Source organism: Ruegeria sp. HKCCD6647-2 (genome assembly GCF_057221075.1).
Genome location: NZ_JBWVBD010000002.1, coordinates 580,841 through 603,893, shown reverse-complemented (window position 1 = coordinate 603,893; position 23,053 = coordinate 580,841). Strand labels below are relative to the sequence as shown.

General features: G+C 58.4%; 25 protein-coding genes. 13 read left to right on the top strand and 12 right to left on the bottom strand.

Annotated elements, in window-relative coordinates:
- The first annotated feature begins 99 nt into the window (after nt 1-99).
- Nucleotides 100-1,185, top strand: coding sequence for a polyamine ABC transporter substrate-binding protein (locus tag AC2TDJ_RS08990; RefSeq protein WP_480841337.1), 1,086 nt, complete (start codon nt 100-102; stop codon nt 1,183-1,185).
- A 428-nt stretch (nt 1,186-1,613) separates the two neighbouring features.
- Here AC2TDJ_RS08990 and AC2TDJ_RS08985 read toward each other — a convergent pair whose 3' ends face one another.
- From AC2TDJ_RS08985 to AC2TDJ_RS08975, 3 genes are read right to left on the bottom strand one after another with little or no spacing between them, the layout of a single operon-like run.
- Complete coding sequence (locus tag AC2TDJ_RS08985; RefSeq protein WP_480841336.1) at nt 1,614-2,564, bottom strand: phosphotransferase family protein; 951 nt, start codon at nt 2,562-2,564, stop codon at nt 1,614-1,616.
- The gene (locus AC2TDJ_RS08980) at nt 2,536-3,201 is read right to left on the bottom strand and encodes a flagellar hook capping FlgD N-terminal domain-containing protein (RefSeq protein ID WP_480841334.1); all 666 of its coding nucleotides are present in this window, start codon (nt 3,199-3,201) and stop codon (nt 2,536-2,538) included. The genes AC2TDJ_RS08985 and AC2TDJ_RS08980 overlap by 29 nt, the downstream gene beginning before the upstream one ends.
- A 3-nt stretch (nt 3,202-3,204) precedes the next feature.
- Nucleotides 3,205-4,425 (bottom strand): flagellar hook-length control protein FliK, encoded by a 1,221-nt coding sequence (locus tag AC2TDJ_RS08975; protein WP_480841332.1) that lies wholly within the window; start codon nt 4,423-4,425, stop codon nt 3,205-3,207.
- Nucleotides 4,426-4,535: 110 nt separating this feature from the next.
- On the opposite strand from AC2TDJ_RS08975, the gene AC2TDJ_RS08970 reads away from it, so the two are divergent.
- The 6 genes from AC2TDJ_RS08970 to AC2TDJ_RS08945 all read left to right on the top strand — a co-directional run bounded on the left by AC2TDJ_RS08970 (nt 4,536) and on the right by AC2TDJ_RS08945 (nt 8,217).
- Nucleotides 4,536-4,811, top strand: a complete 276-nt coding sequence (locus AC2TDJ_RS08970; RefSeq protein ID WP_480841330.1) for a rod-binding protein — start codon at nt 4,536-4,538, stop codon at nt 4,809-4,811.
- A complete protein-coding gene (locus AC2TDJ_RS08965; protein WP_480841328.1) occupies nt 4,801-5,148 on the top strand; it encodes a flagellar biosynthesis protein FlgN in 348 nt (115 codons plus the stop codon). The genes AC2TDJ_RS08970 and AC2TDJ_RS08965 overlap by 11 nt, the downstream gene beginning before the upstream one ends.
- 210 nt (nt 5,149-5,358) lie before the next feature.
- Nucleotides 5,359-6,570, top strand: coding sequence for a flagellin N-terminal helical domain-containing protein (locus tag AC2TDJ_RS08960; protein ID WP_480841326.1), 1,212 nt, complete (start codon nt 5,359-5,361; stop codon nt 6,568-6,570).
- A 77-nt stretch (nt 6,571-6,647) separates the two neighbouring features.
- A complete protein-coding gene (gene flaF / locus AC2TDJ_RS08955; protein WP_480841324.1) occupies nt 6,648-7,022 on the top strand; it encodes a flagellar biosynthesis regulator FlaF in 375 nt (124 codons plus the stop codon).
- Nucleotides 7,022-7,423: a flagellar biosynthesis repressor FlbT gene (flbT, locus tag AC2TDJ_RS08950; protein WP_480841322.1), complete on the top strand. Its 402-nt coding sequence runs from the start codon at nt 7,022-7,024 to the stop codon at nt 7,421-7,423. Before flaF ends, flbT begins: the two co-directional genes overlap by 1 nt.
- Nucleotides 7,420-8,217, top strand: coding sequence for a DUF1217 domain-containing protein (locus tag AC2TDJ_RS08945; RefSeq protein WP_480841320.1), 798 nt, complete (start codon nt 7,420-7,422; stop codon nt 8,215-8,217). Before flbT ends, AC2TDJ_RS08945 begins: the two co-directional genes overlap by 4 nt.
- Before the next feature lie 48 nt (nt 8,218-8,265).
- Here AC2TDJ_RS08945 and AC2TDJ_RS08940 read toward each other — a convergent pair whose 3' ends face one another.
- From AC2TDJ_RS08940 to AC2TDJ_RS08930, 3 genes are all read right to left on the bottom strand, one after another.
- Nucleotides 8,266-9,837 (bottom strand): DUF427 domain-containing protein, encoded by a 1,572-nt coding sequence (locus AC2TDJ_RS08940; RefSeq protein WP_480841318.1) that lies wholly within the window; start codon nt 9,835-9,837, stop codon nt 8,266-8,268.
- Nucleotides 9,838-9,927: 90 nt separating this feature from the next.
- On the bottom strand, nt 9,928-10,629 hold the full coding sequence (locus AC2TDJ_RS08935; protein ID WP_480841316.1) for a winged helix-turn-helix domain-containing protein: 702 nt from the start codon (nt 10,627-10,629) through the stop codon (nt 9,928-9,930).
- A complete protein-coding gene (locus AC2TDJ_RS08930) occupies nt 10,601-10,888 on the bottom strand; it encodes a hypothetical protein (protein ID WP_480841314.1) in 288 nt (95 codons plus the stop codon). The genes AC2TDJ_RS08935 and AC2TDJ_RS08930 overlap by 29 nt, the downstream gene beginning before the upstream one ends.
- A gap of 176 nt (nt 10,889-11,064) precedes the next feature.
- On the opposite strand from AC2TDJ_RS08930, the gene AC2TDJ_RS08925 reads away from it, so the two are divergent.
- From AC2TDJ_RS08925 to AC2TDJ_RS08910, 4 genes are all read left to right on the top strand, one after another.
- The gene (locus AC2TDJ_RS08925) at nt 11,065-11,529 is read left to right on the top strand and encodes a hypothetical protein (protein ID WP_480841312.1); all 465 of its coding nucleotides are present in this window, start codon (nt 11,065-11,067) and stop codon (nt 11,527-11,529) included.
- A gap of 110 nt (nt 11,530-11,639) precedes the next feature.
- Nucleotides 11,640-12,257 carry a ribonuclease HII gene (locus AC2TDJ_RS08920; protein WP_480841310.1) on the top strand — a complete coding sequence of 206 codons (618 nt, stop codon included), beginning with the start codon at nt 11,640-11,642 and terminating at the stop codon, nt 12,255-12,257.
- 106 nt (nt 12,258-12,363) lie between these two features.
- Nucleotides 12,364-13,467 (top strand): DNA methyltransferase, encoded by a 1,104-nt coding sequence (locus tag AC2TDJ_RS08915; RefSeq protein ID WP_480841308.1) that lies wholly within the window; start codon nt 12,364-12,366, stop codon nt 13,465-13,467.
- Between the two features lie 138 nt (nt 13,468-13,605).
- On the top strand, nt 13,606-14,985 hold the full coding sequence (locus tag AC2TDJ_RS08910) for an adenylate/guanylate cyclase domain-containing protein (RefSeq protein ID WP_480841306.1): 1,380 nt from the start codon (nt 13,606-13,608) through the stop codon (nt 14,983-14,985).
- A gap of 84 nt (nt 14,986-15,069) precedes the next feature.
- Here the strand turns inward: AC2TDJ_RS08910 and AC2TDJ_RS08905 are convergent, their stop codons facing one another.
- Both AC2TDJ_RS08905 and mutY read right to left on the bottom strand, forming a co-directional pair.
- Nucleotides 15,070-16,206 (bottom strand): alkane 1-monooxygenase, encoded by a 1,137-nt coding sequence (locus AC2TDJ_RS08905; protein WP_480841304.1) that lies wholly within the window; start codon nt 16,204-16,206, stop codon nt 15,070-15,072.
- Between the two features lie 59 nt (nt 16,207-16,265).
- On the bottom strand, nt 16,266-17,321 hold the full coding sequence (mutY, locus tag AC2TDJ_RS08900) for an A/G-specific adenine glycosylase (protein WP_480841302.1): 1,056 nt from the start codon (nt 17,319-17,321) through the stop codon (nt 16,266-16,268).
- A gap of 81 nt (nt 17,322-17,402) precedes the next feature.
- On the opposite strand from mutY, the gene AC2TDJ_RS08895 reads away from it, so the two are divergent.
- Together AC2TDJ_RS08895 and AC2TDJ_RS08890 are read left to right on the top strand one after the other, a co-directional pair.
- Nucleotides 17,403-17,909 carry a DUF721 domain-containing protein gene (locus AC2TDJ_RS08895; protein WP_480841300.1) on the top strand — a complete coding sequence of 169 codons (507 nt, stop codon included), beginning with the start codon at nt 17,403-17,405 and terminating at the stop codon, nt 17,907-17,909.
- 14 nt (nt 17,910-17,923) lie between these two features.
- Complete coding sequence (locus AC2TDJ_RS08890) at nt 17,924-18,586, top strand: DsbA family protein (protein WP_480841298.1); 663 nt, start codon at nt 17,924-17,926, stop codon at nt 18,584-18,586.
- Nucleotides 18,587-18,627: 41 nt separating this feature from the next.
- On the opposite strand, the gene lpxK is transcribed toward AC2TDJ_RS08890, so the two are convergent.
- The 4 genes from lpxK to AC2TDJ_RS08870 are packed head-to-tail and all read right to left on the bottom strand — an operon-like array spanning nt 18,628 to nt 22,978.
- Complete coding sequence (lpxK, locus tag AC2TDJ_RS08885; protein WP_480841296.1) at nt 18,628-19,626, bottom strand: tetraacyldisaccharide 4'-kinase; 999 nt, start codon at nt 19,624-19,626, stop codon at nt 18,628-18,630.
- Nucleotides 19,613-20,848, bottom strand: coding sequence for a 3-deoxy-D-manno-octulosonic acid transferase (locus tag AC2TDJ_RS08880; RefSeq protein ID WP_480841294.1), 1,236 nt, complete (start codon nt 20,846-20,848; stop codon nt 19,613-19,615). Before AC2TDJ_RS08880 ends, lpxK begins: the two co-directional genes overlap by 14 nt.
- Entirely contained in the window at nt 20,845-21,645 is an 801-nt protein-coding gene (locus AC2TDJ_RS08875) for an inositol monophosphatase family protein (protein ID WP_480841292.1), read from the bottom strand. Before AC2TDJ_RS08875 ends, AC2TDJ_RS08880 begins: the two co-directional genes overlap by 4 nt.
- Nucleotides 21,632-22,978: a TldD/PmbA family protein gene (locus tag AC2TDJ_RS08870; protein WP_480841290.1), complete on the bottom strand. Its 1,347-nt coding sequence runs from the start codon at nt 22,976-22,978 to the stop codon at nt 21,632-21,634. The genes AC2TDJ_RS08875 and AC2TDJ_RS08870 overlap by 14 nt, the downstream gene beginning before the upstream one ends.
- Between the last annotated feature and the right edge of the window lie 75 nt (nt 22,979-23,053).

Sequence of the window (23,053 nt, the reverse complement as noted above, 5' to 3'; positions counted from 1 at the left end):
TTCGGACCTCGTGAAACCATAAGCTGTATCGAGGGAAAACGCAAAACTTGATCAAATCAAGCTGCAAGGGAAACACCTCATAACTTCAGGGAGAGAAAAATGAACATCAAAACGCTGACGATGACAGCGGTCGTTGCATTGGGGGCTTCGGCTGCGTTCGCCGAAGAAGTGCGCGTCTATAACTGGTCCGACTACATCGACGAAGAACTGCTGAACAAATTCGAGGAAGAGACAGGGTTGACCCTGATTTACGACGTTTTTGACAGCAATGAGGTTCTGGAAACCAAAATGCTTGCTGGCGGTTCAGGCTATGATGTGGTGGTGCCGTCGGGAACGTTTCTTCAGCGCCAGATTCAGGCCGGAGCGTTTCAGGAATTGGACAGGTCAAAATTGTCCAACGCGGGAAATCTATGGGATGTGATCCAGGAACGCACCGCCGGGTACGACCCGAACAACGCCTTTTCGATCAACTACATGTGGGGAACAACAGGCATTGGCGTCAATGTCGACAAAGTCAAGGAGGTGCTGGGCGATGACGTCGCTCTGAACAGCATGGATCTGGTTCTGAAACCTGAGAACATCGAAAAGCTTGCCTCGTGCGGAGTACATTTCCTGGATGCTCCGGCCGAGATCATCCCGATGACATTGCAATATATCGGTGAAGATCCAGACAGCCACGACACCGACGTGATCGGCAAGACCGAAGAGGTCCTGACCGCCGTCCGTCCCCATATTCAGAAATTTCACAGCTCGGAATACATCAACGCGCTGGCCAATGGTGACATATGCGTCGCTGTCGGTTGGTCAGGTGACGTTCTGCAAGCACGAGATCGCGCGGTCGAGGCCGAGAATGGCGTGAACATCGAATACCATCCGTTCGCCGAAGGCTCGCTGATGTGGTTCGATCAAATGGCGATACCCGCGGATGCTCCAAATCCCGAAGGCGCACATCAATTCTTGAACTTCATTCTGGACGCCAACAACATGGCCGCTGCATCGAACTATGTGTACTACGCCAACGGCAACAAAGCTTCGCAAGAGTTCCTTGAAGAGGACGTGATCGGTGACCCGGCCATCTACCCGGATGAAGCGACCATGCAGAACCTCTATATCACAACACCCTACCCGCCAAAAACGCAACGGGTCGTGACACGTCTGTGGACCAAAATCAAATCGGGCACCTGATCCAAATAGTCCAAGCAAGGCGGCAATACCGCCTTGCTCCGCCGCGTCAGCCTGTCGTGCGAACGGCGATTTGAGCATTGCTGCCCTCGCGCTGTGGGATAGCCAGCCGGTGAATTGCTGATCCAAATCCAGATCGTCCCAATGGGGTTTGATTAACGCGTGGTCGCCAAAAATTTGTTTGTCATGTACCACGGTAATCAGATGTAGGTCGCGGTACCGGACAAGACCAATGAGAGCCCGAATTCTGTCTGAATGGCGGACTTCATTGCGGGCGTTAGCTTTACCGAAGCCCGGGCAACGACCAATCGCGACAACTCCGACAACATTGAATAAGCCGAAGTGCCCGCAATGCTGAGAGCTGATCAGCAGCTGCTTGTGGCTGACGCCGCCGAATAGTGCGTCATTGGCACTGGCTAATTCGGGCAATATCAGAGGGCGTCGATCTCCAGATCCAGCCCAATCAGGTAGTCCGGTGCTCCACGTTCAGCCCGCCAGAGACAGTAGGCCGCCATGCGCCAGGCATACCACGGGCGCAGCGCCTCATACCGGGCCGTGATGTCGGGCCGCCCGTAAGCTGTCAGGAACTGCGTCCGTTCCGCCGACGTCAGAGGTGAAGCCCGATAAAGCTGTTGCATCGCGGGTGACAGGAAAATCGCCAGATCCTCGCATGGATCACCCATAACCGGACATTGCCAGTCGATCAGAGTAAGCCCCGAAGACGCTACCAATATGTTGCCCGGTACAGGATCGCCGTGCACCAGGCATTGTTCCCGTATTGATGGCACGGCATTGCCGGGGCGCCGCGCGATAAGTCTTTCACGTTTTTCAGACTGGCATTCGGCCAGTATGCGTTCGGCATGTTGGGCAAGATCGCCGCTGCCGTTGCACCCTTTTGGCGCGTCAACGGTCACGGGAAGTGAATGCAGCTTGCGCAGAAGCTGACCAACTTTCTCAGCGCCTTGTTGCCACGGCAAGCCCGGCGCGTGATCGTAGAAAACCCAATGATCGCCGTTGAAAGACCCGGTGGCGCGTAGATTCGGTACAAAGCCCGTTTTTTTAAGTTCCCGCAGGCACGTGGCCTCGAGCCCGGCATCATTTCTGAACAACGGGTTTTTCAGCGCGGTTCGGTACAGCTTGAGCACTGTGTCGCTGTACGTGCCCTGCACTTTCCAAACCTGGTTTGTCCGACCGCCATAGAGCGTCTCAAACCGAGCGCCGTGTTTGACGAGTCCCTGCTCACCGAGTTGGGTAACAAGGCCGGGCGGTGGAGGCGTAGGATCAGACAGAGGAGTACCCAGTTCTGCAGGCGAGTCGCGGTTTGCCAAGGTTTGGACCGCCCGGGCTTGCAGATCAAGCGCCCGCACGAACGCCGCTGACATGTTCCGTAGAAATTTCGGCACCGCTGTCGAGGGTCAGAACAATCGCGCCGCCTTCGATCTGGGCCTCGACGACCTTGCTGTAGGCTGCGGCTGGTTTCCGGGACAGCAGTTTTTCTCCCTTATAGCTTTCAAGGGTTGCCGAATAGCTTCCGGGCGGCAGCGGGTTGCCGGTGACATCGACGCCCGCCCAAACAAACTCCGTTCCGTCGACCGGAACGGCAATTTCACCGACAATGCCTCCATCGGCGTTGCGGATGACCATCACCGCACGATCGGCGGTCGGTTCCGCAGTTGCCTTGACGGTCACGGGTCTGTTGTCAAACCGGAAGGCCGTGGTGGCTTGAACGTCCATCCCCACCCAGCTTGCAAGTTGGTCCAGATTCACGCTGCCAAGCGCGCTAGCCAGATTGGACAGCAGATCATTCGTCTGCACCTGTTGCTCCACCATTGAAAACTGCGCGAGCTGGGACGCGTACTCGGATGAATCAAGAGGTTCCAGCGGATCCTGATTTCGCGCCTGAGCCGTCAGCATCTTCAAGAACGTTTCAAAATCAGAGGTCAGAGCAGTCGATTTTGAGTTGCCTTCCACTTTGGCCGTCGTGCCGCTTTGGGCGGCGCTATTGGTTGCAGAGATCATGGGTCAAAGCCTCATATCAAGGCCCCGGATAAGGCCGGTTGGAAAATTTCTGGAAATTGGTGCTGGATCCGGTTCAGAATCGTCCGCTTCGAAGGACAACCGAGAGTCGGGCGCCTTACCATCCCGCGGCGTGTCTGCTGGTGTCCCGAGGTCAAGGGACAAATCGCTATAGCCCAACTTCTGAAACTCGGCGGATAAAATTGCGATGTGCCTGCGCATCAGATCCAGCGTTTCCTGGCGCTCGGCCGCGATGATCAGATGCAGGCCATCCTCGCGCCCGTTCAACACGATTGAAACGCGCCCCAACTCCTCGGGGTTCAGCGTAATTTCCACACTTCCGGGGCCAGGTCTTGGGGTTACAACGACCGCCATTTGCCCCGCTATGGCGCGGGCCGTCTCGGCCCGGGCCGACGCCAGGGTCTGCGGCTGCCCGGCTTCCCTGCCAGAGGTGAGGACCGGATCGGCATTAGCTGCCGCCATCCCTTCCGCTTCGATCACGCGGCTCGATCCTGCCTGATCGTCAGGCTTATCTGCCGTCGCGTGAACCGCCAAAATTGATTGATTGGCTGTTGTCGGTATGACCTTTGCGCCTGTGCCGGCCGCTCCAGATCCGGATGTGTTCACTGACTTCGGTGTGTGCGGTGCCTCGAGCCGAACCGGAGGTTGTTCTTCTCCTCGGACCTCAGACTGCTTGACCGCGCGCATGATCACGGCCTGTTCGGTTATGTGACCTGAATTCAGTTTTTGTTGGTCATGAACCCTTTGAACTGCCGGCTGGTCACGTACCGCCCAGTTCGTGGATTCTGCCCGAAGCTTTTGTTCTGGTGGCGGAAGATCAGCTTGCTGTGAAGGCTCACTTTGCAGCGCACTTTTGGTGTCCGTAGCCCCAGCGACATCCAACGCCGGGCCATTGGACGTGATCGAATCCACGTTGGGTTTTGGTAAGTCGGCAGGTGGACCTTGTGATGTCGAACGCGCGGTATTCGGTACTTCTGGGGGGTGCGGACTCAGTTCGGATTCGGGTTCTTCTAAAATCGAATCGGGCTCTGCATCCGTCACAGTAGGATCGGAACCGCTGTCTTCTATTGGTTCCTCGACGGCCTCGTCATTCAGAACATCCTGAAAGTCCAGGGTTCCACTGGAACCGCCGGACTTGCGTTGCTGCGTCTCGGGTATTCCTGCTGCTTTCGGTGCGGCGGTTGTCAGTATCAGCGGGTTGGGCATTTTGCTCCGGCTCCGTTTGTCTGAGCCGAAATCTGCCCTCAGGAAGTTACGTTTATTTTAACCGCTTTGCCATTTGATCGCGAAAGTTCGAGCAATTTTCGGAGAACCCGATGAAGATTCCCATGGCTGTTCCTGTCGCGCCTCCGCCCTCGGTCGATTCCCAACTGAGGGCCGCTGCGGTCGAATTGGAGGCCAACTTTCTCGCAGAAATGTTGAAATCTGCAGGTCTTGGCGAGACACGCAATTCGTTCGGCGGCGGCGTGGGCGAAGACCAGTTTTCCTCGGTTCTGGTCCAGCATCAGGCGCGGCAACTCGCGCGTTCTGGCGGCATCGGTCTGTCCGAGACTTTGTTCAATGCAATGATGGAGAAGGCCCATGCAGAATGATCTGATCAAGGCGCTGGAAGAGGTTCTGGACTTGGAGCGCGCGGCGCTGCTTCAAGGTGAGCTGGATCGCCTGGGCAGTATTGTACCGGAAAAGGAAAATCTGATTGGCGCCATCAATGGGCTTCATGTGCTGGACAGCCAGGACTTGATTCGCGTGCAGAAAAAGGTCGAACGGAATCAGGCCCTGCTGAACAGCGCCGCAGACGGGATTCGTGCTGTGGCAAGCAGAATGGCCGAATTGCGGAAAGTTCGTCAGGAATTCAGCACCTATGACGCCACAGGCCAACGCAGCGGGTTTTCAGTGCATGGGAAAGCTAAACTGGAAAAAAGAGCCTGAGGCCGGGATTGAATCAAATGCAATCTTTCCAGTTCGGGCGCTTTAGCACTCCGTTAGGAGATAGCGGTCAAGGGTTGCCATGCACCTGAAACAACGGGTGGCGCGCAGGCCGAAGGGCACGACGCACAAGTCAGAACGACAGAATGCCCGCCAATCGGGCGGGGCCAACATGGGCGTCAAATGCGCCCGAACGAAAGAAGGATGACAAACATGTCCAGCATTCTGACGAACAACGGTGCCATGGTGGCGCTGCAAACACTCAAGTCGGTCAATAAGAACCTTGCGCAAACCCAGAACGCGATTTCGACCGGTAAGGATGTCGCGACGGCCAAGGACAACTCGGCTGTCTGGGCGATTTCGAAGGTCATGGAATCGGACGTCAATGGCTTTAATGCGATCAAGGGCAGCCTCGCGCTGGGCGAATCGACCGTTGCCGTTGCCCGCAACGCTGCCGAAACCGTGACGGACCTGCTGACCCAAATGAAAGGCAAGATCGTTGCGGCACAGGAAGACAATGTCGACCGCGGCAAAATCAATGACGACGTCAGTGCACTGAAAGACCAGATTGCCTCGGTTGTGAGTGCGGCACAGTTCAATGGTCTCAATCTTGTCGATGGTTCTACAGGTTCCGCCTCGATCCTGGCTTCGCTGGATCGCGACAACACCGGTGGTGTGACAGCGTCTTCCATTGCCGTCGCTGGTCAGAACCTGTCGACCGGTGGATATGTCGCGGCGCAGGTGTTTGACGGATCGACGGGTGTGTCAACCGGTAATGACCGCGTGGGTGCGACCATCGACAACGGTGCAACCTCGGCGACCGCATTGGTGACCGATGAAACCAGCGGCACTTTTTCAGCCGGCGACAAGGTGGTTGTCGCGATTGATGATCAGGTTGTGTCCTACACTGTGTCTGCGGCGGATGCCGCCGCCACCAGCACCGGTGACCTCGTTGCGGTGGGGCTGAAGGCAAAAATCGAAGAGTTGGGGATTACCGGCCTGACTGTTGACTATGACTCGGGTACAGCAGGCACCCTGTCCGTGACCAACGGTACGGGCTCGGATATTTCGTTCTCGGCCCAATACGTGAATGCAGGATCCGGTGGTCTGGGCGCTCTGGCCAGCATTGACGTATCGACCGGCCCCGGTGCAACGGCGGCCCTGGCAGCAGTTGAATCGCTGATCGATACATCCATTGATGCGTCTGCTGCATTTGGTTCGTCGCAGGGACGGATTGAGACTCAGAAAGAGTTCATCTCGAATCTGGCGGATTCGTTCAAGTCCGGTATCGGGTCGCTGGTAGACGCCGATATGGAAGAGACTTCGGCGCGTTTGCAAGCGCTTCAGGTTCAGCAACAGCTTGCAACGCAATCGCTGTCGATTGCCAACCAGGCACCGCAGTCGATCCTGTCGCTATTCCGCTAATCGCGGATATGAACCGGGGCGCGTCGGTCGCGCCCCGGCAACAGTCGCCCCCTGAGGGACAATCGGAAGGATTTCAAGTGACACCGCAAGCTCTTGCCCACAGCGCATATGCGCAGTCGGCCGCTCCCACGCGGACGCCTCGGGATACGGAATATGAGGCGATCTCCAGGATCACGCATCGGCTGAAGGCCGCAGCTGCTCGCAAGGCCACAGATTATGCCGGTTTTGTGCGGGCATTGCACGAAAACCGGAGGTTGTGGAGTGTATTGGCAACAGGTGTGTCGGATGCCGACAACGCGCTTCCGAACGAATTGCGGGCTCGGATCTTCTATCTGGCCGAGTTCACGGAACAGCACAGCAGTCAGGTTCTGAACAACAAAGCGGCGATCGAGCCCTTGCTGGACATCAACATGGCGGTTTTACGCGGGCTGCGTCAGATGGGGAGTGCCTGATGAGCGGTCTGGTGTTGAAGCTTGCGCCCAAGGAAAGGGTTCTTATCAACGGCGTTGTGATCGAAAACGGTGATCGTCGCAGCCGGTTCTCAATCATGACACCGCAAGCCAATGTCCTGCGCTTGCGGGACGCAATTCACCCGGAAGAAGTCAACACACCCGTGCGTCGCGTCTGCTATGCCGCGCAGCTGGTTCTGTCCGGTGATGCGGAACCTGAACACGCGCGTCAGCAACTGTTGCGCCGGGTCGAAGAGTTGAGCCAGGTTTTCACCGACACGGACAGCCGTCGCGTTCTGGCAGAGGCGACGGAGGCGCTGATTTCGGAGCAATACTATAAGTGCCTCAAGTCCCTCCGGTCACTTTTACCGCGGGAAGAGCGATTGATGGCGTATCGGCAATGACCTTTCAACCGGTCATACCAACGGGCGGGCTGGTTGGGTGGCGGTTTCTGCAACGAACCTACGATGCGCAGTTCCAGAGTTATTCTGCGTCAAACGTCAACCAGCGGGACAAGCAATATTTTCTGGAGAACATTCACAAAGTTCGATCCGCAGAAGATCTGGTTTCCGACCGAAGGTTACTGCAGGTGGCGCTTGGGGCCTTTGGATTGGAAGCGGATCTGGATAATCGTTTCTTTATCCAGAAAATTCTGTCTGATGGAACGCGGGCGGAAGACGCGCTGGCGAACAGACTTGCAGACAACCGGTACCGCGAGTTTTCTGACGCGTTTGGTCTTGGGCCGGGGGATGTGCGCAAAACCGGGTTGATCACCGACATGGAAAAAATCGTTCAGGATAATCTGGTCGCCCGATTTGAAGTTGCGGTGGGTGAGGCAGACGAGTCCATGCGCATTGCCCTTTACGCGCAACACACGCTGAGTGATCTTGCGGCGCAGGAGGGAAGCGAAAACCGAAAATGGTTTGATTTGATGGGTTTGCCGCCACTGCGGAGCATGATGGAAACGGCTCTGGGCTTGCCCTCCACATTTGCGCAACTGGACATCGACAAGCAACTGGAGGTTTTCAAGGATCGACTGTCCCGTGTGACCGGATCCGAAAATCTCTCGCAATTCACAGACCCGGGCGCCGTGGCGGAATTGACGGACAGATATTTGGCCCGAAATCAGATTGCTCAAATCCAGGCTGCAGCCTCGCCTGGGCAGACAGCGCTGATCCTGCTGGGGGCGCAGTTTTAGGCGTGGGACGGTGGATCTACATGTGGCAACCGGGGCGGTCTCCAATACTCATTCAACCAGGGTCGCATCCGCCGTCGTACGCAAGGCGTAACACATGACCGGTTCCGACACGTTATGAAGCTTGACAGGCCCCAGGGGCACAGCGTCTTTACAGACGGGTTCGATGTCCTGCGACACGGCGATCCGGTAATCGGTCGACTTGCTGTATTCTCCAAGGCGGGCGGCGACATTGGCCGCGTGCCCGATGACTGTGAAATCCAGACGTTCGCGTGAACCAACATTGCCATATGTCACACGCCCATAGGCGAGGCCGATCGAGCAATCGCATTGATGATCCGGCTCCGAATTACGCAACTCCGCCAGTCGTTCGACAATTTCAATCGCAGTGCGTTGCGCATTTGACCGGGCGGTCGCGGCGTCATCGCCTGCCGGAAAAACGGCCAGAACAGCATCACCGATGAACTTCAGAACTTCACCGTCGTTTTCATGCACGATCCCGGAAACCGTTTCGAAAAAAGAATTCAGCAGATTGATATATGCGCCACGGCCAAGCGTTTCTTCCAAAGTGGTCGAGTTGCGCAGGTCGCAGAACATAATCGCCGCGTCCATGTCGTCGCCGTCGCCACGACGGATCTCACCGCCCAGAACCCGCGCGCCTGTACGTTTGCCCACATAGGTTTCCAGCAGCACCTGTGCATTTTCGCGCTGCATGAACACCTCGTAATACCGGGCGATGACGGAAGAGCATTCAAACGTCAGCCCCAGGTTTTCGGTTGTAAACCCGTCGGGATGATCGCAGGTCAGCGTCAAAACATTCGTCCGCCCATCCGAGAATCGCAACGGCATGGCGACGTAGTCGGTTGCACCCTTGGCCCGCAAATCCTCCATGATGGGAAAGCTGTTATGCGGATTTTCGGCGTTCAACCGCTGGCGCACCCCGCCAAGACCATTCGAGACATGGCGTAGCGGGCTGTTGATAAAGGCCGGGTGGTCGTGGATTTCATAAGTCGGGATATTGGTCGAAATCTCGGCTGCGTCTTTCTCCCAAATATAGTGTTTGCCGGCGATCAAAGGGTGCAGGGACCAGACCAGGATGCTGAGACGCTGAATGGCGATCCCATGCTCCAGCATCTTTTCCGCCAGGGCCTTGGTGAATTGTTCCGGCGATTGAAGCTCGGAGGCACCCCGCATCAGCCAATCGATCAACGGGCCGCTGATATTGCCGTCATCTGGTTCCCGCAGCTGGTTTTCACCAAGATCGATATGAGTAAAGGCGTTTGGCATAAAGCCAATATGGCCTTGGATTGCTGCACTTTCGGGCAAGGCGTCTTCGTAGGCCCAGATGGAATTGGTCAGTCGTTCACCAGGCAGGCTGATATCGTGATATGTGGCCGTTCCTTTGAACGGGCAGAATGTCTGCAATTCGGTCTCTGGGCTCAATTCGATGCACAGGTCTTCGCGCGGCACGTATATGGCTGGTGGCAGCCGTGTCTCGTACATGACCTTGGCGTTGTGGCTTTCCGCCAACAGAATGTCGTTGCGATAAATTGCAATGCGGCCCTTCAGTCGTTCGACCGAAATCCCGTAGCCGCTTAAACCTGGTGTGGCATGGACGTTCATCATCAGCCTCCCTTGCCCGGGTGACTATAGGATGGGCCTTGAAGGTGTATTTTCCAAGAGGGCAGATGGAAATAAGCCTTGGAGCTTACATCAGACCATTTGTATCACGTCTTTTTCGATCGACAGCATATAGCCCTTTTTGGCGATGTTCTTCACCAGCAACTCACTGACCATCTGGTTGCCCAACGCATCGCGCAGGCGCTTGATCCGGGTGGCACCGGCCGCTTCGTCGCAATCAGCAGCATCCTTGCCGGAAATCATCGCCTCAATCTGCGCGCCCGAGAGAACTTCGTCATCAAGACGGGATTCCGCCAGAATGGAAAGTGTTTCCATAGCCGCAGGCGTCAGCTTGAAATCCATGTTGTTGAGGTAAACGGTGTTTTCCTCACGGCTGATCAGAAGCGAGGTGACTTGAATCCCCGTCCGCTCAATCTGAGCCATGCGTCGGTTCAGCATGACCAGCATTACCAGAAACACCAACGCGGCAATCAGCATGGCGCTTGCGAAGACCAGCAGAACAAAGATCACCATGCGGTAGCTGGACAGGGTATCGGCAAAGGCGGTGCCGGATTGGGCCAGAATCTCCAGCAGTCGGATTTCGGTCTGCGAGGTCAGGTCGGCCTCGACAAACAGCCGTTCGACCCGTGCGTTGAAGGCATTGGCATCGGGCAATGTCCAGAACAGGAACACGGCAGCGGTGACCAGGATCGCGACAATCGCAGCGATACCCGCGCCAACAAGCCGAACACCGGACCGTCGGGCCTCAGAAACGGAGATAGAATTTTCCGGCATTGGCCTTCCTTTGATCCAACCCTTCCGGTCCAAACACGGACATCACGTTCAGCAAGGTCCAGCCCGAACCTTTCAGGCGCTGGGCGACTTCGCTTTTGGCTTGTCCCTTGTCGCAGCTCGACACCTGCATGACGCCGTAATGCAATCGCAGCGGGTTGTCCTGCTTGGCTTTGTAATCCGCATAGCAATCCGCCGCCGACGCCGCAAAGCCGATCGATAACAGGACCGCAACGGCCAGAGAAGAGAGGATCTGTTTCATAGGCCGCATCCTGCGCATGGCAGGGCGGGATATTCAATAACATAAGGGGAAAAACGCTGCTGATATTGGATAACACCTGCGCGTTATTGCTTGTCTGGCGGGGTCGGCCGCAGGTTCGGTGCATCACATTCGCGGTCCGCTACAGGCTCGCCATAACATCCGAAAGGACACGCATCATGCACCGCAAATTCATCGCCCTGATCGTTGCCACAGCTATCGCCATAACGGGTGTTTCCGTTTCACAAGCGCGCGCAGCGGACACCGGGGATATTCTCAAAGGACTGGCGGCCATTGCGATCATTGGCGCGGCGGTCAATCACTACAACAAGGAAAAGCGCAAAGATCGGGTTAGCCGCCAGCAGCATCATGTCTACACAGAACCCAAGGTCGTTCACCCGCATGTACGCCCGATACCGCAGCGCGTTGCGCGGTACGATTTGCCGCAGAGATGTTTACGCACCTTTAAAGGCTATGCGCCAAATCGCCAGCTGCTTGGGCCGAATTGTCTGAAGAAGCACTACAAACATGCCAATAGCCTGCCGCAACAGTGCAAGGTCGGTTTCTGGAACGGCAAAAAGGTGAAACGGGCGTATGAACCCGCATGCCTGCGCCAGCAAGGATACCGCGTGGTTTACCGGTAACGATTTTCGAGCAGGAGCGGCGCCGCAGAAGCGCTGCGCTGGAGGGGGTGGCAATTGCCACTCCCTCTTTTTTCTTGCGATCAGAACCGAAAAGCGGTTTGCCGGTCGGCATGACAAAACCAAATTATGAATTAGAGCGGGCACTGCGGGCTAAGGGCCATGTCAGGATTGCCGGTGTGGATGAGGTGGGGCGTGGCCCGTTGGCCGGGCCGGTCGTAGCGGCGGCCGTGATCCTGAACCCAGACGATATTCCCGATGGCCTAAACGATTCCAAGAAACTATCGCTCAAGCGGCGTACCGCATTGGATTCTGCCTTGCGTGGGCGGGCCGAGATAGCTGTGGCCGAAGCCTCGGTTGCCGAGATTGATGATCTCAATATCCTGCGCGCGTCACACCTGGCGATGATACGCGCGGTCGAAGCGCTGGATCCTGCACCGGACTATCTGCTGATCGACGGAAACATGATACCGCGCGGGCTGCAGGTCCCGTCCGAGGCTGTCGTGAAAGGGGACGGGCGTTCGGTGTCAATTGCGGCCGCTTCAATCATAGCCAAGAACTGGCGCGATCGGCTGATGGTGGATTTGGCGCAACAGCATCCCGGCTATGGATGGGAGGCAAACGCGGGATATCCGACAAAACAGCACCGCGAAGCCCTGCAAAATCTTGGTGTTACCCCACACCATAGACGTTCGTTCAAGACGGTCCACAATATCTTGTATCAAGGGTAAATCGTAAGTTGCTGATTCAAAAAAGAAATTGACGGCGAATCGTCTTTGACTCATCCTTGTCTCAACCAAATGAGCGCAAAAGCGCCGTGGAACTTGAGGCAGTGATATGACAACGACCAAGACAAAGGGCGCAGTCGCGCTCCCTTTAAACGCGATTCTATCCGGCGACTGCATCGACGTGATGAACAGTCTGCCCGAGGCGTCTGTGGATCTGATTTTTGCGGATCCGCCCTATAATCTGCAACTCAAAGGCCAGTTACACCGCCCGGACAACAGCCAAGTGGATGCGGTCGACGATCACTGGGATCAGTTCTCGAGCTTTGGTGCCTATGACCAGTTCACCCGCGAGTGGCTGAAGGCGGCGCATCGCCTGTTGAAACCCAATGGCGCGATCTGGGTGATTGGCTCGTACCACAACATTTTCCGCGTTGGTTCGGCACTGCAAGATGCCGGCTACTGGATTCTGAACGATGTGGTGTGGCGCAAATCCAACCCGATGCCGAATTTCCGCGGAAAGCGATTCACCAACGCACATGAGACGATGATCTGGGCGTCCAAGTCCGAAGGCGCGAAATACACCTTCAACTATGAGGCGCTGAAAGCCCTGAACGAAGGTGTTCAGATGCGCAGCGATTGGGTTCTGCCGATCTGCACCGGGCACGAGCGCCTGAAGGACGAAAATGGCGACAAGGCGCATCCGACACAGAAGCCTGAATCGCTGCTGCACCGTGTTCTGATCGGCTCGACCAATCCGGGCGACGTTGTGCTGGACCCGTTCTTTGGCACAGGCACGACGGGTGCGGTCGCCAAGATGCTGGGCCGCGAATTCATCGGCATCGAGCGCGAGGAAAGCTACCGCAAGGTCGCCGAAAAGCGCATCGCCAAGGTTCGCAAGTTCGATCGCGAGGCATTGGAAGTCAGCGCCAGCAAGCGCGCCGAGCCGCGCGTGCCATTCGGCCAACTGGTCGAACGCGGCATGCTGCGTCCGGGCGAGGAACTGTATTCCATGAACCAGCGCCACAAGGCCAAGGTTCGCGCAGACGGCACGCTGGTCGGTGACAACGTCAAGGGGTCGATCCACCAGGTCGGCGCACATCTGGAAAATGCGCCCTCCTGCAACGGTTGGACCTACTGGTGCTTCAAGCGCGAGGGCAAGACAGTGCCGATCGACGTTCTGCGCCAGCAGATCCGGGCCGAGATGCATAACTGATTTTACCAATACCGCCGGTGCCTGTGGCCTGACACAAGGCACTAAGCCTTGCCCCGCCGTTGACGGCGGGGTCTTTTGTTTTCGCCCCAGGGATGATTGCATGGGGCAGCCCACACGGCCCGAAAGGGAGATCCGGCAATGACCGAGACCACAGCCCGCCAACCCCGCAGAAGTTTCTTCTTCACGCAGCCCGACAATTTCGATCTGGACAACAAATATACCGAGGCCGCGCTGGAACGGCATAAGCGAGAGGGGCTTGAACTGGCTGTCCGCGCGCGGTGGATCGCGATGGCCTTGACGGCTGTTTTGCTGATCTTCCTGAACCCGCAATGGGAGGTGATGTGGTATCACTTCATCCTGTTGCTGATCTGCGCCAATGGCTGGCTGATCCGACGAGCAGGTCGGGTGGGGCAATCGCGAACGGAATTGCTTCTGATCTTCGTCGACCTGCTGATCATGACGCTGGGTATGATCGTTCCCAACCCGTTCAGCGACGATGTTCGGCCCTTGGCGATGCAGTACCGGTTCGACAATTTCCAGTATTTCTTCATCATACTGGCGGCTGGTACTCTGGCCTATTCGTGGCGAACCGTGATTGCCATCGGGTCTTGGACTGCAATGATGTGGACCGTGGGATGGATTATCGCCTGGTGGGTCGCGACCCCGATACCCGGTATCAGCGAAAAGGTCGCTGACGCGCTGCAAGGTTATCCGGACGTTGCCGAGTGGTTGGATCCGAACAGTTTCATGGTGCCACTGCGCATTCAGCAGGTGATCGTTTTTGTGATGGTGGCAGTGACATTGGGCGTTTCGATGCAACGTCTGAATCGGCTGTTGATGACAAATGCGGGGCTCGAGCGGGAAAGGGCGAACCTGTCTCGCTATTTCTCGCCCAACGTCGTCGATGAACTGAGCCAGAACGATGAGCCATTGAAACAGATACGCAAAGAGAATGTGGCTGTATTGTTCATCGATATCGTGGGTTTCACGAAATACGCGGCCGGGCGCGATCCCTACGAAGTAATCGAAGTGTTGCGCGGCTTCCATGCGCGGATGGAGACCGAAGTTTTTCGCCATCATGGCACGTTGGACAAATATCTTGGTGACGGGTTGATGGCCACGTTTGGCACCCCGGTCACGACGCCCCTGGACGCGAGCAATGCGCTGGCTTGCGCGCGCGCGATGGTCGATGTCATCGATCGCTGGAACCTGGACCGGCGCCGGGCGGGGGAGCCTGAGATACATGTGGGTATCGGGGTGCATTACGGGTCCGTTGTTCTGGGCGATATAGGTGCCAACCGGCTGGAATTTGCCGTCATCGGCGATGCGGTGAACGTCGCCGCCAAGCTTGAGGCGCTGACCCGAGATTTTGGTGCGCGTATCGTCGTCAGCGACGCGGTGCGGGCACAGGTCGCGCGAGAGGATCCAGCCGAGCAGGATGCGATGTCGGGATTTGTAGCGAAGACAAATCACGCAGTCCGCGGGGTTGATACACCCATGAACATCTGGGTGCTTTGAATTAGAGCGCTCCCGCCCGTCAGCAAAGCATCAAGGATGCTGTGCCTTCGGTTGGGCCGGGCAGCACGCTTGCGCGTGCTGCGGTTACCCTTGTGGAATGGGGTTTTGCGCCTTGTTGTAGGGGCGCCAATTGGTGATTTCGGGATAGTACTGGCGGCGCCAGGCCCGCACCCGGGGATTCATAACGCGCCTCCACAGCGGCGGAACCATCGCTGCGATTGTCATGACGGGGTAGCCATAGGGCAATTGCGGCGCGGCATCCTGAGAATGATGCTGCAACAACGGAAAACGTCGGTTCGGCTTGTAATGATGATCTGAGTGGCGTTGCAGGTTGATCAGCAGCCAGTTGGACGCCTTTTGCGAGGCGTTCCATGAGTGACGCGGGCGGACATGTTCGTATTTTCCGTCGCCTAGATATTTGCGGGTCAGCCCGTAATGCTCGACGTAATTGACCAACTCGAGCTGCCAGATTGCGGTGCCGGCCTGAACCAGAAACAGCCCCAAGCCAGACCAACCACCGATCACCAGTGCCAACAACAGCATACCACCTTGCAGCGCCCAGTAGCGCCAGAAGGGGTTGGACAGGTCCGTCCAAGGCAGATCTTTGCGCGCAAGCTTCTCACGCTCGGCCCGGAAGGCAGAAATCAGGCTTTGGCGCAGGACGCGGGGGTAAAAGCGGTGGAAGCCCTCGTTGTAAAGCGCCGTAACCGGGTCACGCGGGGTGCCGACATAACGGTGGTGGACCAGCAGATGCTCGGACCGGAAATGCGAGTAGAGCACCATCGCCAGCAGGATGTCGCCAAGCCAACGCTCAAGGCGGCTTTTCTGGTGCATAAGCTCGTGACTGTAGTTGATACCGATCGTGCCCGAGATCACGCCCATTCCGAAAAAGACGCCGATCTTTTCCAGCGTCGTTAGCGTGTCAGAGCGGGTCACGTACCAGATCAGCCCGTAAAGCGTCAGGAACTGCACCGGGGCCCAGATTCTGGTCAGCAGAATGTACCAGTGCAGCCATTCATCCGGAGTATCCGGATCGGCGTTTTCAAGGTTCAACCCCGTCAATCGGTCCAAAACCGCAAAAGCCCACCAGGTTGAAAGAGGTACCAGCAGAATATACCAGCCGCCAGAAACAGCAGTGAACCAGATCAGGGGAACCAAAAGGTAAGAAACCCAAAAGGGCAGCGCAGATTGCCAGCGGGACAGCGTGTCTGACGAGATCATTGCGTAGCTCCGAACAATTGCGGTCAGCTAGCCACGTTCAACAGCAACGCGCAACCGGGCTATTGGCCGCGCCATAGGTCATAGGCCTTGCGCATCACGGTCGGCAAATCGCCCGGACGGAAGGCATGTTTCTCTTTTACGATCAGGTCTCCGGTCTGTGTGCCCTCGGGAAGGCGTGCCGCCCAGATGCGCAGGATCAGGTGGAAATGGGTGAAGGTGTGGCGCACTTCGCCCGCCAGGGGTTGCCAGTCTGCCGGGATTGGCGGGGCCTCGGACGGTGCCGCAGACCACTCGGAACCGGGCCAGCCGAGCATCCCGCCAAGCAAGCCTTTGTCAGGGCGACGTTCCAGCATCATCGCCCCGTCAGCGCGCTGGCCGATGTAGACATGCCCGTAGCGCGTCGGTTTCGGTTGTTTCGGCGATTTTTGCGGCAGGTCTGATTGAGTTCCGGCGATCCGCGCCTGACAAGGGTCACGCAAGGGGCATATCCCGCAGGCGGGCGATTTAGGTGTGCAGATCGTGGCCCCCAGATCCATCACGGCCTGGGCGTAATCCCCCGGGCGCATGGTTGGCGTCAACGCCGCCGCCCTTTCCTTGAGTTTCGGTTTGGAGCCCGGCAATGGATCGTGGATGTCATAGAGCCGCGCCATGACCCGTTCGACGTTGCCGTCCAGAACGGTTTCGGGTTGATCGAAGGCGATGGCTGAAATGGCGGCAGCGGTGTAGGGGCCGATGCCGGGCAGTTTCAGCAGCGCGTCAAACGTGTTGGGGAACTGGCCACCGTGGTCCTGCGCAACGACCCGCGCACATTTCAGTAGGTTGCGCGCGCGGGCGTAATACCCCAACCCGGCCCACTCTCCCATCACCTGATCATCCGGCGCGGCAGCCAGAGCCATAACGTTCGGCCAGCGTGTGGTGAACCGTGTGAAATAATCGCGCACCGCAGCAACGGTGGTCTGCTGCAGCATCACTTCGGACAGCCAGACACGGTAAGGATCGGGTACAACGCCCGCCGCGCGGTCTGCGGGGCCAACACGCCACGGCATGTCACGCGCGTGGCGGTCGTACCAGTCCAACAGTGCGCTGCTCACATCAAATTCACTGCTGTCACGCAAGTTTTATCTATCTCCCTGTCGGGTTTCGCTGGCGCCCGTGGACACGCCCTTTACAATAGCGGCGCAGGAGTTGGAAACCAGATGCAGCGCAGACGTTCTTCGACACGCGGGTTCAAACGCACCGCGACATTGCTGAACGACCAGATCAGGCGTGCCGGGGAAAGCCGGGGGTTTGCCGTATCACGCTTGCTGACACATTGGGCCGAGATCGTGGGGCAGGATATCGCCGCCATCGCCCGGCCGGTGAAAGTGGGGTATGGCAAAGGCGGGTTTGGCGCAACGCTGACCGTGCTGACCACCGGACCGCAGGCTCCGATGCTGGAAATGCAAAAGGGGCGGCTGCGCGACAAGGTCAATGCGGTTTATGGCTTCAACGCCATCAGCCGTGTTCGCATTACCCAGACCGCTCCGACCGGATTCGCCGAGGGGCAGGCCAGTTTCGACCACAAGCCGAGACCAGCGAAACCCGAGATACCACCTGAAATTGCAGCCGAGGCAGACAAAGTGTCGCGTGACGTTCATGATGAAGATTTGCGCGCCGCCCTTGAACGTCTGGGCCGCAACGTTTTATCCAAGCACAAACGCTGAGAAAGGGCTGAGTAATGAGCCGTATTGCAACCGTAATCTGCGCGGCTGTCGCCGTGGCCGCTGGCGGCTACTGGCTAACGCTGTCAAACTCCACCCCCACCTATCCGATGATCGGCAGCGCCGAGGCGCAAGAGGCCGATCTGGACACCTCGACCGTCGTCGAAATGGTTCAGGGGGCCGAGGATGCACCGGTCGAAATCATCGAATACGCGTCCTACACTTGTCCGCATTGTGCGAACTTCCATACGGGGCCGTACAAGCAGTTAAAGAAAGACTTTATCGACACCGGCAAGGTCAAGTTCACCTATCGCGAGGTCTATTTCGACCGGTATGGCCTGTGGGCTTCGATGGTGGCGCGTTGTGCAGGCCCCGAGAAATTCTTTGGGATCACCGACCTGATCTACGAAGGCCAGTCCGAATGGACCAAAGCCGGGGGCCCCGCCGAGATCGTGGATGAGCTGCGCAAAATTGGGCGGCTGGCAGGGATCGACAATGATCAGCTCGAAGCCTGCCTTCAGGACGGTACCCGCGCTCAGACGCTGGTGGCTTGGTATCAGGAAAACGCTGAGCGTGATGGCATTCAGGCGACCCCATCGTTCATCGTGAACGGTAAGAAGGTCGACAACCAGTCTTATGAAGACTTCAAAAAACTGATCGAAGACGAACTCGGCAGCTGATTGCTTCTTCGGCCGGTCCTTGGGACCGGCCGCTCGCATGATCAGGGGGATGGTGCGACCCGCGCCAGCATCTCCTTCACTCTGTCGCTTTCCGGCACGGTCAGTCTGACCGGCAGGGTGATCACCTTGTGCCGAAACGAGGCGGGCAGGCGCACTGCGTCTTTTTCGGTAGTTACCAATTGCGCCTTCAGCGCCTTGGCCTCGTTTTCCAGCCGGGCCATCAAGGCAGGCGTCAAAGGTTGATGGTCGTCCAGCGCTTCGGCCCTTAGCAACGTTGCACCCTGCGCGCGCAGCGTTTGAAAGAACTTTTCGGGGTAGCCAATTCCAGCAAAGGCCAATACCTCGGTATCGCTCCAGTCCATTCCGGTTTGCAGCGGTCGGACCTCTCCAGTGACATGCGGGACGATCAGGCTGTCACGCCACGTCTCTGCAAACTCCGCCTGAGCGGCGGCATCGCCCAGCGACAGAATCAGATCGGCCCGTTTCAGGCCGACCGGGACCGGTTCGCGCAGAGGGCCGGCAGGCAGGCACAGGCCATTTCCAAAGCCGCGCGCCGCGTCCACGACGACAATCGAGAAATCTTTGGCGACCGAAGGGTTTTGGAACCCGTCGTCCAGCACAATCACCGTGGCCCCGTCTTTCGCGGCGGCTTGTGCCCCGGCTGCGCGGTCCTTGGCGACCCAGACATCGGCGAAGGCCGCCAGTAACAGCGGCTCGTCTCCGACCTGAGCCGCGGTGTGATTTTGCGGATCAACCCGCACCGGCCCTTCCAGCGAGCCGCCATGGCCGCGCGTGACCACATGCGGCCGATGCCAGTTGTCCCGCAATAGTTCCAGAAGCCAGATCACCGTCGGGGTTTTGCCGGTGCCCCCGGCATTCAGATTACCGACACAAATGACCGGCACTCCGGGGACAGTGCCCTGCTCGGACGCGACCCGGCGCGCGGTTGCGGCCGCGTAGACCCGACCCAGAGGCGCCAGCAACCGCGCGCGCAGGTCCAGTTGATCGGGTTTTGTGTTCCAGAAGTCAGGCGCGCGCATCTTGGGCTCTCCGGCGATCCAATATGTCCTGAATCATCTCGACCATCCGATCGGATTGCGGTGCGCCTTCAGTTACCACCTGCCATCCGGCCAGCGCCATGTCGGCGCAGCGATCTGGCGCCAGCATCTCAACGACGGCGTCTCCCAGTTCTGTGGCGGATCTGATGGTCTTTGCCGCGCCCACCCGGTTCAGCTTGTCATAGCTATCCTTGTGTTTGTGCACGAACGGGCCGTGGACGACCGCCGACCCCAAGGCCGTTGCCGTCAGGGGGTCGCGACCTCCCGCTCCGCGCTCGAGCGAACTGCCCATGAATGTCACCGAAGAGACGCGATGCCAAAGCCCCAGATCTTCAGCCTCGGACGACAGGATCACCTGCGTGGTGTCTTCAATCGGCTGACCCTCGTCCCAGTTGGAGCAGCGCAGGTCCATGGTCTCGAGCCGCCGTTGCAGCGGCGCCGCCTCGGCAATATCGGCGACGTGCAGGACAAGGGCGAGACGCGGCAGTATCCTCAATGCTTGCCGATGCGCGCTGAGGATAGAAATGAATTCCTTGTCCTTTACCCATGCTGCCAGCCAAACCGGGCGCCCGGCCAGTGCGTGGTTTGTTTCAATCAGCTCATCCTCGGGCCAGGAACGGGGGGCCGGGCTGATCAATAGCGGAGGCGATACTGTCACCTTGGATGACAGGATACCCAAACGCCTGATCTGACGCGCAATTTCTTCGCTTGGGGCCAGGATCTGATTAAAGCAGTCCATCGTGTATCGCGTAATGTCGGGCAGCCAGCGACCGCCACGCGCGATCCTAGTGTCCAGGCCGGCCTCGATCAGCAGCAACGGAATACGCATATCTTCGGCACGCGTGATGATGTTCGGCATCAAACCACCACCCACCCAAATCCCTATGTCCGGGCGCCAGTGTTCCAGAAAACCACGCGCAGCGCCTGTCTTTTCGACCGGCAAGCGGATCACGGGCGCAACGCATTCTTCCCAGTTTGCCACATCCGCGTCGGGTGGTGCCGTCAATAGCAGGGAAAGCCCTGGCTGAACGGCCAGTATCCGGCGACAGAGATCATCGACCACACGCAACCTGTCCTGAGAGTTCACGTGAACCCAAAGGACCTCACCATCGGGACGCGGGCTGGTGCCCGTCTCGGTGTTGTTCGGCACGCCCCACGACAGAACCCGATAGGCCGCAAGGCTGAGGGAACGCGGTTTGCTCATGCCGGAATACCGGTGCCATCCGGGTCAAGCAAAGCCTGAACCTGAGCATGCAGGGCAGGCCCCGCCGCGACCACACCGTTTAGGCGCGGGTGCGCGTTGTTGAACTTTAGTGCCCGTCCCATACGGTCAGTGCACAGCCCGCCAGCTTCGCGCAGGATCAGATCACCTGCGGCAATGTCCCATTCCCAACTGGGGCGCAGCGTCAGCATGCCGTCGAACCTGCCCTGCGCCACCAAGGCCATGCGATACGCAAGTGAGGGACGATAAGCTCGTCTGAAATCCGGGACCTTGCCCAGGTTCCAGTGTCTTGGGTCCAGGTTGGGTTTTGCGGCAAGGAACTCTGCCTCTTTCAGCGATCCTGGCGCTGATGTGCGTATGCGGGTTCCGTTCAGAGTAGCGCCTTGCCCTTTGCCTGCCGCATAAAGCAAATCGCGCATCGGCAGGTAAATGACGCCCGCAGTCACTTCGCCGTTCTCCGCCACGGCCAGCGAGTGGGCCCAGGTGCGTGCGCCGTCGGCAAAACTGCGGGTGCCGTCGATCGGATCGATGATGAACACCCTGTCGCGGGAAAGCCGGTCCGGGGAATCCTCTGACTCCTCGCTCAGCCAGCCATAATCTGGACGCGCGGCCTGCAAGTCACTTTCCAGCATCGCGTTGACGGCCAGATCGGCCTCGGTCACGGGGCCGGCGCCCTGGGGTTTGTCCCAGCGCTGCGCCCGAGGGCCCGAATACCGGGTTGCGATCCGGCCCGCCTCAAGCGCGGCGTCGATCAACAGGGACAGGTCAGTTGCCGGCAAGTGTCATCCCTTCGATCAGGATCGACGGCACTACGCGCGACAGGTAAGTACGCGCGTCGTTGGCGGGAATGAGCCGCCTCAGCATGTCGCGCAGATTCCCCGCGATGGTGCATTCGTTGACCGGATGGCTGATCTCGCCGTTTTCGACCCAGAACCCCGACGCTCCGCGAGAGTAATCTCCGGTATTGGGGTTGATTGTAGATCCGATCATCGATGTCACAAGTAACCCGGTGCCCATATCGCGCATCAGGTCGGCCCGGCTGCGTTCTCCTTGCGTCAGGCTCAGGTTCCAGTTGCTGGGCGATGGCGGTCCCGATACGCCGCGTGCCGCGTTCCCGGTCGAAGCCAGGCCCAGTTTACGTGCGCTCGACAAATCCAGCGTCCAGCCTGTCAGGATACCGTTTTCAACAATCGCCCGACGGCGTGTTGGCAGGCCCTCGGCGTCAAACGGGCGCGAGCCGGAAATGCGTGGCCGGTGCGGGTCTTCGATCAGCGACAAATGTTCAGGCAACACCTGCTGCCCCAACGAGTCCTTGAGCCACGAGGCCCCACGCGCAACGGCGGCACCATTGCTGGCTGCCAGCAAGTGCCCGATCAGCGAGGATGAGATGCGTTCGTCGAACAGGACCGGAAAGCTGCCTGTTTCAGGTTTGCGCGCGCCGACAAGCGCAACAGCACGTTCTCCGGCGGTCCGACCGATCTCGGCAGGGCTGCGCAGGTCAGCCTGAAAGCTGCGGCTATCGCCATCATAGTCGCGCTCCATCCCCGTGCCTTGGCCCGAGATCGCCACGCAGGATGTCGACCGGCTGGTTCGCGCATAGCCGCCCGAAAAACCGTTCGTCGCCGCAAGGTGCACATTGTGGGTGCCATAGGCCGCCGCCGCATCCGAAACCTGTGTAACACCCTTTACAGCCAGCGCGGCGGCTTCGGCCTTCAGCGCGTCCCGCATCAGGTCTTCGGCACTGGGTTCAAGCGATGGGTCAAACAACTCAAGCGCATTCATGTCCCAATCCGTGATCAGCTGATCCGGATCTGCAAGGCCGGTGAACGGATCTTCCGGCGCTTCCTGCGCCATGGCTACAGCCCGTTCCGCCATTGCCTTCAAAGTTTCGGGGCGGCTGTCAGAGCTGGACACGATCGCCTGCTTCTTTCCCAGAAACACGCGCAGCCCCAGATCAGCCCCTTCGGCGCGTTCGGCATGCTCAAGCGATCCGCCACGTACTTCGACAGAAACTGATGACCCGTCAATCACGATGGCATCCGCTGCCTCGGCCCCTGCTGCGCGGGCCGCGTCCAGCAGGTGATGGCTGATCTCTTCGGGTGTTCGGGTCATAGGGCCTCCGGTCTGGTTATTCTGGACCTAGCCCCGGACTGTCCGCGTCGCAAGACCCGCGGCTTAGAAAGCGTA

Coding starts and splice junctions, on each gene's coding strand:
- AC2TDJ_RS08895 (WP_480841300.1), top strand. CDS start 17,403: ATGCAGCGCAGACGTTCTTCGACACGCGGGTTCAAACGCACCGCGACA.
- lpxK (WP_480841296.1), bottom strand. CDS start 19,626: ATGCGCGCGCCTGACTTCTGGAACACAAAACCCGATCAACTGGACCTG.
- AC2TDJ_RS08905 (WP_480841304.1), bottom strand. CDS start 16,206: ATGATCTCGTCAGACACGCTGTCCCGCTGGCAATCTGCGCTGCCCTTT.
- AC2TDJ_RS08915 (WP_480841308.1), top strand. CDS start 12,364: ATGACAACGACCAAGACAAAGGGCGCAGTCGCGCTCCCTTTAAACGCG.
- AC2TDJ_RS08940 (WP_480841318.1), bottom strand. CDS start 9,837: ATGAACGTCCATGCCACACCAGGTTTAAGCGGCTACGGGATTTCGGTC.
- AC2TDJ_RS08930 (WP_480841314.1), bottom strand. CDS start 10,888: ATGAAACAGATCCTCTCTTCTCTGGCCGTTGCGGTCCTGTTATCGATC.
- AC2TDJ_RS08980 (WP_480841334.1), bottom strand. CDS start 3,201: ATGATCTCTGCAACCAATAGCGCCGCCCAAAGCGGCACGACGGCCAAA.
- AC2TDJ_RS08965 (WP_480841328.1), top strand. CDS start 4,801: ATGCAGAATGATCTGATCAAGGCGCTGGAAGAGGTTCTGGACTTGGAG.
- flbT (WP_480841322.1), top strand. CDS start 7,022: ATGAGCGGTCTGGTGTTGAAGCTTGCGCCCAAGGAAAGGGTTCTTATC.
- AC2TDJ_RS08880 (WP_480841294.1), bottom strand. CDS start 20,848: ATGAGCAAACCGCGTTCCCTCAGCCTTGCGGCCTATCGGGTTCTGTCG.
- AC2TDJ_RS08920 (WP_480841310.1), top strand. CDS start 11,640: ATGACAAAACCAAATTATGAATTAGAGCGGGCACTGCGGGCTAAGGGC.
- AC2TDJ_RS08925 (WP_480841312.1), top strand. CDS start 11,065: ATGCACCGCAAATTCATCGCCCTGATCGTTGCCACAGCTATCGCCATA.
- AC2TDJ_RS08870 (WP_480841290.1), bottom strand. CDS start 22,978: ATGACCCGAACACCCGAAGAGATCAGCCATCACCTGCTGGACGCGGCC.
- AC2TDJ_RS08890 (WP_480841298.1), top strand. CDS start 17,924: ATGAGCCGTATTGCAACCGTAATCTGCGCGGCTGTCGCCGTGGCCGCT.
- AC2TDJ_RS08935 (WP_480841316.1), bottom strand. CDS start 10,629: ATGCCGGAAAATTCTATCTCCGTTTCTGAGGCCCGACGGTCCGGTGTT.
- AC2TDJ_RS08960 (WP_480841326.1), top strand. CDS start 5,359: ATGTCCAGCATTCTGACGAACAACGGTGCCATGGTGGCGCTGCAAACA.
- AC2TDJ_RS08970 (WP_480841330.1), top strand. CDS start 4,536: ATGAAGATTCCCATGGCTGTTCCTGTCGCGCCTCCGCCCTCGGTCGAT.
- AC2TDJ_RS08990 (WP_480841337.1), top strand. CDS start 100: ATGAACATCAAAACGCTGACGATGACAGCGGTCGTTGCATTGGGGGCT.
- AC2TDJ_RS08985 (WP_480841336.1), bottom strand. CDS start 2,564: ATGTCAGCGGCGTTCGTGCGGGCGCTTGATCTGCAAGCCCGGGCGGTC.
- AC2TDJ_RS08945 (WP_480841320.1), top strand. CDS start 7,420: ATGACCTTTCAACCGGTCATACCAACGGGCGGGCTGGTTGGGTGGCGG.
- AC2TDJ_RS08910 (WP_480841306.1), top strand. CDS start 13,606: ATGACCGAGACCACAGCCCGCCAACCCCGCAGAAGTTTCTTCTTCACG.
- AC2TDJ_RS08975 (WP_480841332.1), bottom strand. CDS start 4,425: ATGCCCAACCCGCTGATACTGACAACCGCCGCACCGAAAGCAGCAGGA.